Source organism: Nostoc sp. DedQUE07 (assembly GCF_034530975.2).
In the GTDB taxonomy this organism is placed as follows: Bacteria; Cyanobacteriota; Cyanobacteriia; order Cyanobacteriales; family Nostocaceae; genus Nostoc.
On record NZ_JAVRCC020000027.1, the window covers coordinates 1 to 16056 of the forward strand.

The 16056-nt window shown below is 41.0% G+C and carries 11 protein-coding genes; 5 read left to right on the top strand and 6 right to left on the bottom strand.

What is annotated here, in order from left to right:
- A partial coding sequence (locus tag RMZ95_RS20115) for a hypothetical protein (RefSeq protein ID WP_409883262.1) occupies positions 1–189 on the top strand: 189 nt, incomplete at its 5' end.
- Here the strand turns inward: RMZ95_RS20115 and kdpA are convergent.
- From kdpA to folK, 5 genes are all read right to left on the bottom strand, one after another.
- A complete protein-coding gene (gene kdpA / locus RMZ95_RS20120) occupies positions 173–1918 on the bottom strand; it encodes a potassium-transporting ATPase subunit KdpA (protein WP_322682346.1) in 1746 nt (581 codons plus the stop codon). The two genes, RMZ95_RS20115 and kdpA, sit on opposite strands and share 17 nt — an antisense overlap.
- A gap of 906 nt (positions 1919–2824) precedes the next feature.
- On the bottom strand, positions 2825–3376 hold the full coding sequence (locus RMZ95_RS20125) for a hypothetical protein (RefSeq protein WP_322682345.1): 552 nt from the start codon (positions 3374–3376) through the stop codon (positions 2825–2827).
- Positions 3377–3485: 109 nt separating this feature from the next.
- Positions 3486–4352 carry an ADP-ribosylglycohydrolase family protein gene (locus RMZ95_RS20130; protein ID WP_322682344.1) on the bottom strand — a complete coding sequence of 289 codons (867 nt, stop codon included), beginning with the start codon at positions 4350–4352 and terminating at the stop codon, positions 3486–3488.
- A 7-nt stretch (positions 4353–4359) separates the two neighbouring features.
- The gene (locus RMZ95_RS20135; protein ID WP_322682343.1) at positions 4360–4908 is read right to left on the bottom strand and encodes an NUDIX hydrolase; all 549 of its coding nucleotides are present in this window, start codon (positions 4906–4908) and stop codon (positions 4360–4362) included.
- A 68-nt stretch (positions 4909–4976) separates the two neighbouring features.
- Positions 4977–5492, bottom strand: coding sequence for a 2-amino-4-hydroxy-6-hydroxymethyldihydropteridine diphosphokinase (gene folK / locus RMZ95_RS20140; protein WP_322682342.1), 516 nt, complete (start codon positions 5490–5492; stop codon positions 4977–4979).
- 253 nt (positions 5493–5745) lie between these two features.
- Between folK and RMZ95_RS20145 the strand changes: the two genes are divergently transcribed.
- On the top strand, positions 5746–8136 hold the full coding sequence (locus RMZ95_RS20145; RefSeq protein ID WP_322682362.1) for a penicillin-binding protein 1A: 2391 nt from the start codon (positions 5746–5748) through the stop codon (positions 8134–8136).
- Positions 8137–8172: 36 nt separating this feature from the next.
- Here RMZ95_RS20145 and RMZ95_RS20150 read toward each other — a convergent pair whose 3' ends face one another.
- Complete coding sequence (locus tag RMZ95_RS20150) at positions 8173–9549, bottom strand: MATE family efflux transporter (RefSeq protein WP_322682341.1); 1377 nt, start codon at positions 9547–9549, stop codon at positions 8173–8175.
- 408 nt (positions 9550–9957) lie between these two features.
- Here RMZ95_RS20150 and RMZ95_RS20155 point away from each other — a divergent pair, with 408 nt between their 5' ends.
- The 3 genes from RMZ95_RS20155 to RMZ95_RS20165 are packed head-to-tail and all read left to right on the top strand — an operon-like array spanning position 9958 to position 16050.
- Positions 9958–10278: a CU044_2847 family protein gene (locus RMZ95_RS20155; protein WP_322674678.1), complete on the top strand. Its 321-nt coding sequence runs from the start codon at positions 9958–9960 to the stop codon at positions 10276–10278.
- A 1-nt stretch (position 10279) separates the two neighbouring features.
- Positions 10280–12490 (top strand): AAA-like domain-containing protein, encoded by a 2211-nt coding sequence (locus RMZ95_RS20160; RefSeq protein ID WP_322682340.1) that lies wholly within the window; start codon positions 10280–10282, stop codon positions 12488–12490.
- A gap of 29 nt (positions 12491–12519) precedes the next feature.
- The gene (locus tag RMZ95_RS20165) at positions 12520–16050 is read left to right on the top strand and encodes an AAA-like domain-containing protein (protein ID WP_322682339.1); all 3531 of its coding nucleotides are present in this window, start codon (positions 12520–12522) and stop codon (positions 16048–16050) included.
- The last annotated feature ends 6 nt before the right edge of the window (positions 16051–16056 follow it).

The window sequence follows — 16056 nt, forward strand, 5'->3', positions numbered from 1 at the left end:
GGACGAGTCTTTGATACTCGCCGACGAGTCTTTGATACTCGTGGACGAGTCTTTAATACTTGTGGACGAGTCTTTGATACTCGTGGACGAGTCTTTGATACTCGTGGACGAGTCTTTGAGAGAGATGCTTCAAGTTCTAACTCTCCTTTGCCCCTCTACCCCTCTACACTTCTTAGCCAATGCCTTTAGCGATGAAAAAGGCTTCACCAATGGGGCCTAATGCAAGTACTGGGAAGAATGTAAGTGCGCCCAGGATTAAAATCACGCCTGCGGTAACGCCTGTAAATAGTCCAGTATCCGTTCGCAATGTACCAGTGGTATAAGGAACAGCTTGTTTACGAGACATACTATCTGCTAAAAACAGCAAACCGATGATGGGAATATAGCGTCCTGCAATTAAACTGAAGCAGGTACTCAAGTTCCACCACAAAGCGGTTAAAGTTGGTGCTGTACCTGTAGCGATCGCCAAAGGAGAAGGTTGTGAATCTCCCAAACCTTCAAAGCCAGAACCGTTGTTAGCAGCAGCGGAAGCGTATTCATAGATAACTTGAGCAAAACCGTGGAATCCGGGATTGTTAATTCCTGATAATTGATCGGGAAACGCCAAGGCGATACCTGCGGGAATCATAATTGCGATCGGGTGAACTAGGAGAATTAAAAAACTAGCAAGTACAACCTCGCGCTTCTCAATCTTGCGTCCCAAAAATTCTGGTGTGCGTCCCACCATCAACCCTGTAGCGAACACAGCGAGAATTAGGTAAGCGAATAGATAAGCGGTTCCCGTACCCTGTCCACCCCAAATAATTTGCAGGAACATATTGGAAAGGGTAATAAAACCACCGTTGGGCATGAAGGAGTCATGTAAACTATTAACAGCGCCGGTCATCGTGCCTGTTGTAACTGTTGCGAACAAGGCAGATTGTGCCCAACCAAACCGCACTTCTTTACCCTCTAGATTCGGTTGCTGACTACCCAGCAGTGCATTCACAGCCGGATTGCCGTTATATTCCCCAATGGCATTGATAACGACAAATACGATGAAAAGCACACTAACCATGCCATATACTAACCAGGCTTGCTTGGTGTTATTAGCAAATAAACCGTAGGTATAAATCAGGGACGTGGGAATTGAAATCATCGCCACAATTTGAATCAAGTTTGAAAATCCGTTGGGATTTTCAAAGGGGTGTGCGGAGTTGATGGCGAAAAAGCCGCCGCCGTTTTCCCCTAATTGCTTGATAATTTCAAAATGAGCAACAGGGCCACGAGCGATCGCTTGACTAATATTCGCATCTTCCAAGGTGGGGAATACAACCGCACCCCCCAGTGTTTCAGGAACACCAGCTGCCATAAGAGCGATCGCGCCCACAATACAAATAGGCAATAAAATTCGGGTAATCGAGCGAATTAAATCTACATAAAAATTGCCTAACGATCTACCAGTCAATCCCCGAATAAAGGCAATCCCTACCGACAAACCAGTAGCAGCAGAAGTAAACATGTGATAACCAAGTCCCCACATTTGGCTGCCATAGCTCATGTAGGTTTCACCAGAATAGTGCTGCTGGTTAGTGTTAGTAATAAAAGAAATAGTTGTATGCAGTACTGTATCCCAAGTTGGGGCATTTATCTTGGTTGGATTTAATGGCAGCCATCCTTGATTCATAATAATCAAGAAAATCAGCAACCCCATTGCGACGTTACTGTATAGGATTGCCCGCCCATACTGCCAGCCAGTCATATTTTCTTTGGTTTTAACGCCAACCAAAGCATAAAGTACTCGCTCAACCGGATTCAAAATCGGATCGAGAAAAGTACTTTGCTCTAGGTAGACCCGCGCCATATAGCGCCCAAAAACAGGAGTAATTGCTACCACAATTAGTAGCGTTAATGCAATTTGAATCCATCCTTCTAGCATGAGTTAATCAAACTCCAACCTAAGTAAATTTGAGATAAATATCAGATATTTTCTTGTTATGCATCGGAAATATTTATGAACTATATCGGCATCATTATTAACTAACCAATCTATAACTATGGGCTTTCTAAATCAATCATGGAGCTTTTTTTGATAGAACACAAGGTATAAATTGATATTTAAACTAGGTTATATAAGAAATATATGTTTCTATGTATAAGAGTGTTTATCTCGATATATATCTGCAAATATAGAAGGATGGCTAAATACTAAACAAATAGCTATTTGACACTAAAACTAGCTGAGTCTTTGAGGATTACAGAAATTTTCAGCTTTATTGACTACGTAGGGAATAACCTTTTGCAAAAATATGTTTTTGCCAGAGAGGGAAAAGGGACTCATGTTAAAGGGAAAGGATTTTGAGTTTCTTCACCCTTTTCTCCTTCTCCCGACTTTTGCAAGAAGTCTAATCAGTAAGTATCTAGGCATAAATAAATTTCAAGTTTGTAGTAAGGACTTTAGTCCTGATAATCCTTGCTCTGAGCGATAAATCGCTCACTACAAACTAGGAGTTGATTTTATATTTAATTATGTCTACCTACTTAAGAGGATGTCTGAAAACTTTTTGGTGTTGTATTCGAGACTTGTAGATCCCCCTAAATCCCCCTTAAAAAGGGGGACTTTGATTCCATTTCCCCCCTTAAAAAGGGGGGCTAGGGGGGATCAAGCGAAATATTGAATACTTCTCAGACATCCTCTAAGAACCTAAAAAGGGTGGTTATAAACTGCAATGATACAAACAAAACCATGATTTACGCGCAATTCGTCAAGAAGCTTAATTTATCAAACCACTTTCTCTACGAGATGCTACGCTTTGCTTCTTTAAATATTTTGCAAAACACCAAATTATCCTAAATATGGATATTTGGTAATATTACATTTTAATAATTGCATCCAATATTTTGTAGCGTTTTTTTGAGTTATTTCTATATCGCGCAAATTATGACCTTTGCCTACATTTAACATATAATATGTTAGTTGTAGAGATATAAACAAATAACTTAAACCCAAAGGTTTTAAATGTTGCAAAAACAGGTGATATATAAATTGAAGTTTCTGTCTATGGCGAAAATGTATCCACCATTTTGTTTGATGTTCGGCTATATTTTTTTGTAGACCTAATATAGTCTCAATCTCTATAAATTTATCTTTTACTTGATTATAAAATTTTATTTCTTTTTCAATTTCTCCAGCCTTGTATGATAAATCAGCATCGTCAGATAACTGATAGGCTTCACTAATTAAATGACCAATATTTTCTGCTTTTTGTTGATCGTATCCAAGTTGAATATATATTTCAGTTGCTGCTTCTGCTAATTCAGCAAATTTTTCAGCATCATGTAGCCAATATATTTTTGTTTGTAGTTCTCCTAAAATAGAAGCTAGAGTATGATTCATCAATTTGGCTTGGTTGGCTTGAAATATGCTTTTGATTATCTAACTTAAAATTAAACACTAAAATATAGCCTTTTGAGCATCTGAACTTAACTACTTTGATGTATTAGATTTAGCCGATCTTTTTACCCACCAAACTCATTAACTGCTTATCCAGTTCGATGAGATAATCTCTACCGTAAGCTCCATTCTCTAACCCAGTGACAAGATGATTGGGAATGTCTTGTGTAATTTCTTCGCTACAAGAACCAGCAGCCAAGGCGATCGCGGCTACTGTATCAACATCCCCAGTAAAAGCGATACAATCTTGTAAAAGTTCGCTCATACTGTCATTACGCATCACCGCGGTAATCGCTGCTCTGACACTCATCCAGCCTTTGGACTTGACTTTACCTTCCCACGGTTTATTCCACTCTCCAGATACATAACCTTCCAGAAACCGTCCTAATTTGCGTTTTGCTCCCAGTCGATAGATAAAATAATGCGACATTAAGGCAGCCGCAACGGCAGCATTGATACCATCGGTTGTATTGTGGGTAATTGCCGCTTGAATTGTTGCCGCCTCAATGACTTTTTCTGGTGTGGGATAGATGCCAATGGGTGCTGCACGCATTGCTCCCCCGCTTTTGTCACTATCAGGGTTAATTTTCGTTAAAAACTCTTCCCCATCCTGAATTTCTAATAGAAAATGGTAGAATCTTCGAGCATAACCTTCTCTTCGATCGCGTTTAAAAGCTCTAACAAAACTATCGGCTAAAACTTCTGGCGTCCACGGTGCTTGAGCAACAATCACTTCCGCAATGGCAATACTCATCTGGGTATCGTCGGTGTAGCTGCCAGGATTGAGTCGAAAACGCGGATGTTCCACGTATCGACTCAAATCGTTGTTAGCGATCGTTTCGTCTGCATATTCAAAACCTGCACCGTAGGCATCTGCGTAGGCGTAGCCCGCCGAAGGCATCGCTAACTCTAGCAGCATAAGGATCTTAAACTAAAAACGGACGCGCCAGAAAAAAGCTAGAAACTGATTTAGCATCTACCTGCTCTCCCTCCAGAATAGCTTTTTCTAATTCTTCAGGAGTCATAAACACAGTTTCAATATCCTCGTCTCCATCTTGTGGTGGTGGTGTCTCCAGCTTTTCTAAATCTCGCGCCAGAAAAGCATAGATAATTTCATCAGAATAACCAGGAGCTAGGAAAAATTCGCCTAATTTGTCCCATTTTTGGGCACTATAGCCAGTTTCTTCGGCAATTTCACGTTGTATTGTTTCTAAAGGCTCTTCTTTTCCTTCCAATGTCCCCGCCGGAAATTCTAATATCCGTCCCTGAATTGCAAAACGATACTGGCGCACCAGTATAAGTTTACCTTCCGCTGTCACTGGTACAGCTAGGGCACCGCCAGGGTGACGAATACATTCCCATTCTCCTTCCGATTTATTCGGCAAACGCAAGCGATTAACTTCAAAATCAAACTTGCGTCCTTTATGAAACAGGCGTTGTCTTAGCAGTTGTGGTAATTCTCTACCTAATGGCATAGTAAAATCTGATTATCTGTGAATACAGAGGCAAAATCAGTGTTCTTCTGCTTTTAAGGATGGTAATTTTAATTGTCCATCCATAAATGTACATCAGAACAGTCTACCTCTTTCAGCAGCTCTTTAATCACACACCCGGAAACTGGTTCTATCCAATCTGGGGCAATTTCTGCCAGTGGGACTAGCACAAAGGCGCGATCCCGCATTCGGGGATGGGGAATCTGGAGATTTGGTGTGTCCAAAATAATGTCATCATATAATAACAAATCCAAATCTAGGGTTCGTGGCCCCCAATGTTCCTGACGCACGCGCCCAAATTGTTGTTCAATTTCCAACAAAATTTCTAATAACTGCTGGGGAAGTATTTCTACCTGCAAGATGACGCAGCCATTGAGGTAATCTGGCTGTGGTGGCCCGACAGCTTTGGTTTGATACCAATGGGATCTGGCTTCTAAAACAATACCTGGCGTTTGGGCTAAAGCCTCTATAGCTGCTGATAAAATTGTTTGAGAATCGCCAATATTACTACCAAGAGCAACGGCGCTTCGTCTTAGCTCTGCTTCGTCGTAGCCCGATGTGGACATTATACTTTCCTGAAATAAGCCGTTTTCGGGCTGTCTTTGCGGATACTTGTCAATAGTTTTTAGATTCGCAGTATTTCTCAAAACTGCAACATTTTTTACAAAACTAAATTAACCAAATTTAAAAAACATTATTTTCTAGTGAATTCAGTTAATTATTTATAGGATATTATACTAAACACAATGGTAGTGCTATAACCCCAAAAGTTGATTGATGGTGGTTATAATTACTTACTACTTTGAGCGAGGAACTGACGTGGGGAAGCTTACCTCCTGGTTCAAGCGAAGACCAACTAATTTGAGTGACTCTGGACGAGGAGGAACGAATGAGAGCTTACCACCAGCACATCTGGCGCAGACGAGGCAGTTACTGAGCAAAATGAAAATTTTACCATCTAGGATGAGGGTCAATCGGTCAACTGGCGCTAGACCACTCTATCGCCGCTTCTGGTTTTGGGCAGGTTTAGGTATTGGTGGTGGGATAGCTGCCTCGATCTACGGCATCAGTTTAATAGATCGGACTTTGCCAGATCAGTCCGAGTTGAATGCTGTGTTGCGAGAGCAAACACTGACCATTAAAGCTGCTGATGGCACAATATTACAACAACAAGGTGAAACGGCCAGAGAACAGCTACAGCTAGAACAAATACCAGATAATTTAAAAAAAGCTTTTATCGCCTCAGAAGATAGAAGATTTAGGCAACACAATGGAGTCGATCCGCAAGGGATTGTCAGAGCGAGTTTGAATAATTTGCGATCGCAAGGTGTGGTAGAAGGTGGTAGCACCATCACCCAACAGCTAACGCGGATTCTCTTTTTGAAACAAGAGCAGACAATCTGGCGCAAACTCAAGGAAGTCCGCCTTGCCCAAAAAATGGAGCAAGAATTAACCAAAGATCAGATTTTAGAGCGTTACCTAAATCTGGTTTATTTGGGATCTGGAGCTTATGGTGTGGCAGATGCATCCTGGGTATATTTTAGTAAAACGCCAGACCAGCTTTCCCTTGCAGAAATGGCTACAATCGCTGGATTAGCTCCTGCTCCTAGCTTATACGCCCCAGACAAAAATCCCGAAGCGGCGAAACGGCGGCGGAACTTGGTATTGCAACGGATGCAAGAAGATAAAGTAATTACACCAGAGCAAAGGCAAGCAGCCGTTCAGGAGCCATTAACCCTCAAAAGCAGTTCACCCAAGCGACTGGAAATAGAATCACCCTACTTTACCAGCTACATCCAAAAAGAATTGCCGAAGTATGTCTCTCCTGATGTGCTAAAAAGTGGGGGTTTAGTAGTAGAAACCACGTTGAACCCAAGTTGGCAGAAGGTGGCAGAAGAGGCAGTTGCAAAAACATTGCGAAATCAAGGACGCTGGGAAAACTTTAAGCAAGCGGCAATGGTGGCTATAGACCCCCGAAATGGTGAAATTAAAGCAATGGTTGGGGGAAAAGACTTTGGTAAAAACCAGTTTAATCGAGTTACCCAAGCACAACGGCAGCCAGGATCGACATTTAAAGGGTTTGTATATGCCACTGCGATCGCTACCGGTAAAAGCCCCTACGATAGCTACGAGGATGCGCCCTTTGTCGTAGACGGCTATGAACCGAAAAACTATAGTGAAAACTTCCGGGGTTCAATGAACATCCGAGATGCCCTCACCCGCTCTGTTAATATTGTTGCGGTCAAGGTGTTGATTGATGTGGGATTTACACCAACGATTAAACTTGCCCATGATATGGGGATAAAATCTGAACTCAAGCCCACCTACTCCTTGGCTCTTGGTTCAAATGAAGTCAATCTGCTAGAGTTGACCAGTGCTTATGGCAGTTTTGCGACTCAGGGATTGCACGCAGAATCTCATGGTATTACCCGCATCCTCAACCGCCAAGGCAAAGTCATCTGGTCAGCGAATTTCAAGTCAAAACGCGCCCTGGATGCTGACAGTGCCGCCATCATGACTTGGATGCTACGCAACGTCGTCGAAGCGGGAACTGGTGGTGCTGCTCAATTAGATAATAGACCAGTTGCCGGCAAAACCGGCACCTCCGACGAAGCCCGCGATTTATGGTTTATTGGCTACATTCCTCAGATGGTAACAGGGGTATGGCTAGGTAACGATGACAACCGCCCCACTTATGGTAGTAGTAGTAGTGCCGCTTACACTTGGCACGAATTTATGGAAAAAGCGGTAGACGGGATGCCTGTTGAAAAGTTTCCTAAACGACCCAAGTTAGAAGGTCGCAAAGGCACTATCAAAGCCCAATCCATCAAGCCTAAACAAGTGCTGAATCGTTCTATTGCCTCTAAAGATGATGATGACTCAGAAGGGGAAAGTGCGAGAAATTCTAATTCTGAGGAGAGTGGTTCATCTAGGAGACGTAGAAGAAGAAGAAGCTATTCTCAAGAAACACAGCAAGCAAGCGATTATACCCCAAAACGGAGAAGGCGCGATCGCAGCGAATCAAGTTCTAGTAACTCTTCTGAGGAATCATCTACTCCACGGCGACGCTCTAGAAGAGTAGAATCTGATTCACCCCCGCGTCGAAGAAGTCGGCGAGAGTCGTCTCCTGCAAATAGTTCTGGTTCTTCAGGTTCTTCATCGTCAGAACAACCATCTTGGCGGGATAGACTTAGACCTTCTAACCAGTAATGAGAAGTGGGCATTGTTAATACTATGCACTTTTAGTCAACCAGACTCAATCTCAGAAGTCAAAAGATAAAAACGCCCAGTTAAAAGCACTGCACCCATAAGTAGCCCTAGTATTAAACCCAACCATAAACCTATAGCACCCCAGCCGAAAGTGAATGCCATCAGATAGCCCCCACCTAAACCTACTATCCAGTAAGCGAACATAGTAATTAACACTGGTACTTTGGTATCTTTCAAGCCGATTAAAGCACCAGCAGCAATAGTCTGAATAGAATAAAATATTTGGACTATTGCCCCGGCAGCGAGGAAAGAAGTTGACGTTTTAACTATCTCGATATTATCTAAATTACTGGTGTCCAAATACATTGCCACAATATAGTTGGGAAATAGCCAAAAAATCAGTGCCACAATACTTACAAAAGGAGTAACAAGCGCAATGCAGACTAATCCGGCTGTGCTTGCACCCTTGAGATCGTTTTGTCCCCTCAACTGTCCTACTCTCATCGTGACAGCATAGGAAATACCTATAGACACTGTTTCGACAAAACTTTCTGTCTCGACGGTAATTTCATGTGCTGCTAACGTCTCTGTTCCAAACCATCCCATCATTAAAGCAATAGCAGTAAATACTCCAATTTCTGCTCCATACTGCAACCCCAAAAACCACCCAGTTTGGAAGATATCTATAAACATATCTTTATCGAACTGATGCAAAGCACAATCAAGCTGATAGTCTTTAAAGTAGTTATCAAAGCAAATCCAACTGGCGACAGCGATAAAATTTAGCCAAAAAATGAGTGTGCTTCCCCAACCAATACCGGCTAAACCAAGGGCTGGTAAACCAAATTTACCGAACATTAGCACGTAATTAGCAACCGCATTTAATAATAGTCCAGCTACCGTAATTACTGTTAAAAATTGGGGCCGATTGAGGGCAGAGCTAACTTCTTTTAAGATACAAAAACCGAGTGCGGCCGGAAAACCCCAAACAATAGACCGCAAATATGTTTGAGCTAATAATACATTGCTTTCTTCTTGACCAGTCAGCAGCAGGATATAGTCAAAGTGCCAAATGATAAACATTACAGGTAAGCACATCGTCACGGCTAACCAAATTCCTTGACCGGTAGCACGGCTCACTTGGTCTATCTTTCCTGCACCAAAAGCATTGGCGACACTTACACCCGCGGCTGAAAGAACAGAACGACAAACGGAAGCTAAAGTAGAAAAGGTAACAGCGCCTAAAGCACCCGCAGCTAAAGCTTGGCTGTTAAGTAAGCCCATCATTACCCCATCCAATAAAGGAATGCCCGCTTCTAATATTTGAGTAATTATCAAAGGAACTGCTAATTGCAAGCAAGCTTGGACTTCTAATATCAGTTCTGACTTAAATTCTTTTGAAGTTAACTCCATTGGGGCGCTAAAAAAGCAATACTAAATACATTAAGATATATTAACGCCATAGGTGTAATCAACTCAAGCTATTAGCGATCGCCTGACTCAAAGAGAAATGTCTATAGTCATACTCTGTTTCTAAACTAAACTGTTTAGTTTGCACTTGTTGACAGCTTCGCCAGCTCTACGCCAACTAAACTAATACTGCTCTGGTAAACAGCAAGTAGTAAGACTCTTTTCAATGTATATCTTTTACTAATGTACTGAAGTTAGTTTTTAAGGATTGCCCAAAGGGCAGTGCGCGAGAGCGCAATCACTCGTTTTTTGTCCACTCTCACAAAATCGCGTTGCTCCCATATAAAGTTTATTCGTGGCTAACAGGTAAAATAACTTTATTCTCTGAAAAATGAGGTAGAAAATTAACTTGTGAAGCGTATCGTCGAATTTCCTCTCGAAAACGGAGACTCAATTCTTGTAGAAGTAGATGAGCCTGGGCTAACTGATGATCGTATTGGTCTGCGAGACGATATTATTCAAAAAGCTCAAAAAACTTTTGAATCTGCTCTGGAACAAGTAAAGCCCATAGCAAATGTCATTATGACTAAAGTAAATAGTCTCAATCAGCCTGCCGACGAAGTGGAAATCAAGTTTGGCATCAAAATGAGTGCAGAACTTGGGGCAGTCATTGCTTCTGGGAATGGCGAAGTTAATTATGAAGTGACTTTGAAGTGGAAACGGGAGCCATAAGATGGCCACACCCCTGGAGTTATCAGTCGTCAGGATTTACTCAAACAGTGGCAAAGTTGTTGGTGCTGGCTTTTTAGTTTCCCAAAAATATATCCTTACATGTGCCCATGTGGTAGCAGATGCTTTAGGAATTGCTAGAAACACTGCCGAAATAATCAATGCAGAAGTCCGTTTGGATTTTCCTTTATTGGCAGCTAAAGAGTTTTTGACCGCCAGGGTAGTATTCTGGCGGCCTGTTAACCCTAATGAGTTTGCGGAAGATATTGCAGGGCTGGAGTTAGAAAGCTCTCTTCCTGGTGCGGCTCATCCAGCACGATTGGTAGCATCAGAGGAATTATGGGGGCATTCTTTCCGAGTTTTGGGTTTTCCAAAAAACCAACCCAATGGGGTTTGGGCTACTGGACAAATCAGGGCTGGACTTGCAAATGGTTGGGTACAACTGGAGGATGTGAAACAACAAGGTTATGCATTAGAGCCTGGTTTCAGTGGTGCGCCGATATGGGATGAGCAGTTACAGGGTGTAGCAGGCATAGCAGTAGCGGCGGAAATGGAGCGAACAGCAGCTAAAGCAGCGTTTATTATTCCCACACAAGTGCTGATTACAGCATGGTCAGACTTGGTTGAGCAAGCTCTTTCTTTAGAAAAAATGCAGCAACAGCCAAAAGTGAAACGAGCCAATGACAGTGCTAGAGTTTTTATTAGCTATCGCAGCCAAGATCCAGATTTAACGTTGGCCCAGCAGTTTTATGAAGCAATAAAAGCGGCTGGGCATGAAGCATTTATGGCGGGGGAGAGTATACGGTTAGGCGAAAACTGGCCTGAACGCATAGATAGAGAATTGGAACAGTCTGATTACTTTCTGCTGCTCTTATCTCCTAAATCTGCAACTAGTGAAATGGTCACAGAAGAAGTCAGGCGTGCCAAGCAGTTGCAAGATTTAAATCCCGAAAAGAAACCTATAATTTTACCTATCCGTGTGAACTTTCCTTTGGATTCGCCATTAAATTATGATTTACGGGGTTATTTGCAAAGAATTCAACAACGAGAGTGGAAATCATCTGCTGATACAGTCAAGATTTCGCAAGAAATTTTGACAATTCTAGCCGAAGGTCATGAGGCTAACTATACAGAGGATGAGTTGACAACAGCAGTTGCGGTAGAAAATTTGGAAGAACCTCCTTTGCCAGTAGCAGAACCAGAATTACCAGAGGGTCAGGTAGATATGGCTTCTGCTTTTTATATAGAACGCCCTCTTATTGAAGAACACTGCTACGAGGCTATTTTGAAGCCTGGTTCTCTGATTCGGATTAAAGCGCCTCGACAGATGGGTAAAACTTCTTTAATGGCACGGATTCTTCATCAAGCTTCACAACAAAACTCTCTAGCCGTATCTTTGAGTTTTCAACTTGCAGATAGTAAAGTGTTCCCAGACTTAGATAAATTTTTACGCTGGTTCTGTGTTAGCGTTACTCGGAAACTGCGAATACCAAATCGGTTAGCGGATTACTGGGATGAGATTTTTGGTAGCAAAGATAACTGTACAGCTTATTTTGAGGAGTATCTTCTAGCAGAAATCGATCGACCCCTAGCATTGGGTTTGGATGAAGTCGATTTAGTATATCAACACCCTGAAATTGCCGCAGACTTTTTTGGACTCCTGCGTGCTTGGCATGAAGATGCAAAAAATCGGGATATCTGGAAGAAATTGCGATTAGTAGTGGTGCATTCAACAGAAGTTTATATCCCAATGAATATCAATCAATCACCATTCAATGTGGGACTTTCGATTGAGTTGCCAGAGTTTAATGCTGAACAAGTCCAAGATTTGGCACGTAGGCATGGGCTAAATTGGAGGTCTTCAGAAATTGAACAATTGATGAATATGGTGGGAGGTCATCCTTATTTAGTGCGAGTAGCACTCTATCGCATTGCGCGCCAAGAGATCGCACTGGAACAGTTATTACAAGTTGCTCCTACAGATGCCGGGCCTTTTGGTGACCATTTGCACCGACATTGGTGGAATCTAAAACAACATCCTGAGCTAGCAAGGGCAATGAAACAAATTGTTGCAAAAAACACACCAATACAGCTAGAGCCAATAGAAGCCTTTAAATTAAAAAGTATGGGTTTGGTCGATCTGGAAAATAATTATGTAATACCTAGATTTAATTTATATCGGCAATATTTCCGCGATCGCGCGGCTTCTCTGTAATCGAAATCTCATACATCTACATTTCATTGATGAACGCAGAACAAAACCCAGCTTACGAATATCAAGTCGGAGGAAGTTTGCCAATTAATGCTCCCACTTATGTAGTACGGCAAGCGGATCAAGACCTCTATGAAGGGTTGAAAGCAGGGGAGTTTTGCTATGTGTTGAACTCGCGCCAAATGGGTAAATCTAGCTTGCGGGTGCAAGTAATGCAACGATTACAAGCGGAAGGTATTGCCTGTGCAGTAATTGACTTAACTAGAATTGGTAACCAGCAAGTAACGGCAGATCAATGGTATGCAGGGATTGTCCGCATTCTTGTCAGCAGTTTTGCTCTGTCTGAAAAGTTTAATTTGCGGAGTTGGTGGCGCGATCGCGATTATCTTTCCCCAGTGCAGCGGTTAAGTGATTTTATTGAAGAGATACTACTGGTGGAGATTGATAAACCTATTGTCATTTTTATAGATGAAATTGATTGTGTCCTCAACCTGAAGAAGATTGTTGGAACTGATGATTTTTTTGCTTTTATCCGAAACTGTTATAACCAACGTGCTGATAAAACGCAATACACCCGTCTGACTTTTACACTCTTAGGGGTAGCAACACCTTCAGATCTGATTGAAGATAAAAAGCGCACCCCCTTTAATATTGGCAAAGCAGTTGAATTAAGCGGCTTTACGCTAGTAGAAATAAAACCACTAGGAACCGGATTTGTAGGCAAAATAGATAATCCGCAGCTGGTATTAAAAGAAATTTTAGATTGGACAGGTGGACAACCATTTCTCACTCAAAAAGTATGCCAACTGATACTAAAAGATTTAGTTAATTTACTGCCTAATTTAAGCTCATCAATAAACGAAATAAATATTACAGAGTGGGTAGAAAATGTGATTATTGATCACATCATTAAGAATTGGGAATTTCAAGATGAACCAGAACATTTACGTACAGTACGTGACCGGATTATGCATAATCAAACTCAAGCAAGTATGTTGCTAGGGTTGGTTCAAGAAATTTTAGATAAAGGAGAATTATCTGGTAATGATAGTGATGATCAAATAGAATTAAGATTATCTGGATTAGTAGTACAACACGACAGTAATTTAAAAATTTATAATCGCATTTATAAATCTATTTTTAATCAAGAATGGGTAAAGGAACAATTAGCTAAATTGCGCCCCTACTCTGAAACTTTTCAGGCGTGGTTAGATTCTAATTGTCAAGATGAATCGCGGCTTTTGCGGGGTAAAGCATTAGAAGATGCTTTAAATTGGAGAGAAGGCAAAAGTTTGAGCAATCAAGATTATGATTTTTTAACTGCTAGCCAAGAGCAAGAACAACGCGATCTTCAAGAAAGGCTGGAAGCCGCCAAAGCGAAAGAATACAAAGCAAGAATTAAAGTTGAAAGGCAGAGAACTCGATTAGCGATCGGATATGCTGTTGTGGCAGTGATTGCTATATTTGCTGGTTTTCAATGGAGAGAAGCTAAGATAGGTCAAATTCAGGCACTCACAACTTCCTCTAAAATTCAATTTACTATAAATCAATATTCATTTGATGCATTAATAGATGCCTTAAAAGCAGCAAGACTACTCCAGCATTCTATCTTTGTCAAAAATGAGCATGAACTTCAAATGCAAGTTATGGAAGCAGTTAGCAATGCAGTTTATGGAGTTAGAGAAAGTAACCGTCTAGAAAAACATCAAGACCTAATTAGACGTATCAAGTTCAGTCCAGATGGTAAAAGCTTTGTGACAGCTAGCTATGATGGTACTGCCAAGCTCTGGAAGTTAGGTGAGAAAGAACCTTTAACATTAAAAACCTATAAAAGTTATGTTGTTGATGTCAGTTTTAGTCCTAACGATCGGAGGATTGCTACTGCTAGCCGAGACGGAATTGTAGATATTTGGGATAGTGAAGGTAAGCATATTTCAAATCTTAAACATACTGTAGCAACTTCAAATGAAAATAAAGATATTCTCTGGAGCGTTGACTTTAGTCAGGATGGTCAGATAATTGCTACAACAGGTGGCGACACCACTATCAAGCTTTGGAAGCTAGATGGTAGTCTTTGGAAAACTTTAAAGGACGATACGAATGGACATACACAAGAAGTCCGTAATGTTAGCTTCAGTCCTGATGGTCAGAAGATTGCCTCCGCTAGTACTGATGGTACAGTTAAACTTTGGGACATCCAAGGTAATTTAATTGATACATTAAATGGTCATAAAGGAATATCAGTTTTAAATGTAAGTTTTAGCCCTAATGGTCAAACTATCGTTTCTACCAGTAGTGATAATACAGCTATTATTTGGGATGTAAAGAAGAAAACTCAGCTAGCTCAACTGCAAGGGCATACAAAACCAGTGAAAAATGTTGCCTTCAGCCCCGATGGTAAAACTATTGCCACTTCTAGCGATGATGGAACTATTAAATTATGGAGTAGCCATAATTACCAATTGCTAGACACTTTGGAAGGACATAGAGGTTCCGTTAGTGGTATTAGTTTCCACCCTCAAGAACATATTTTAGCATCCGCTGGTGATGACAAAACAGTTAGGCTTTGGCGTATAAATCCTTTGCAAGTAACTTTGAATGAACATGATGCCATTTACAGCATTGATATTAATCCTAAGAAAGATATTATTGCGACTGGTAGCGGAGATGGAGTTATAAACCTATGGAATTTCCAAGGAGAACGACTAAAAACTATTAAAGGTCAGAAATTGGGTATTGCTAGCGTTACTTTTAGTCCAGATGGTAATACCATTGCTAATAGTAGCCCAGATACGACTGTTAGGAGATTCAATTTACTAGGACAAGAACTAAATCCAACACTTAGAGGACATAAAGACTCTGTTAATAGTATTAGCTTTAGCCCTAATGGAGAAATTATTGCTTCTGCTAGTATTGACAGAACTGTGAAACTTTGGAATAGAGAAGGAAAACCTTTGAAAACTTTGCTAGGTAATACACAGTTTTTCAGTGTTAACTTTAGTCGAAATGGTGAGACCATTGCCGCAGCTGGACGAGATAAAAAAATTCAATTTTGGAAGCGTAATGGAAGCCCCCTATATACGTGGAATTTAGATGAATCACCTCTTAATAAATCAACTTTAAATACAACTATTTATAAAGTTATATATAGTCCGATTGGAAGCACAATTATTACTTCTAACGAAGATAATACTGTAAAGTTATTGAGTCCAAATAGTGGTGTTATCAAATCTTTGAAAAGTCATACGGCTGGGGTTTGGGGATTGGATGTTAGCCGCGACGGTCGAATGATTGCTAGTGGTAGCGATGACCGTACTGTAAAAATATGGACTATGGATGGGAAATTGATTACAACTCTTACAGGTCACAAGGGTAGCGTAAACTCTGTTAAATTTACACCTGACAGTAAAAAGCTTGCTACCGCTAGTTCTGATAAAAAAATTTTGGTGTGGGATGTACAAAATATGAATTTCGACGAATACATAGAGCGTGGATGTAATTGGTTGAGTGATTATCTAAAAACTCATGATGATCAAGATGATTTAAAAAATGTGTGCAAATGAAATAAA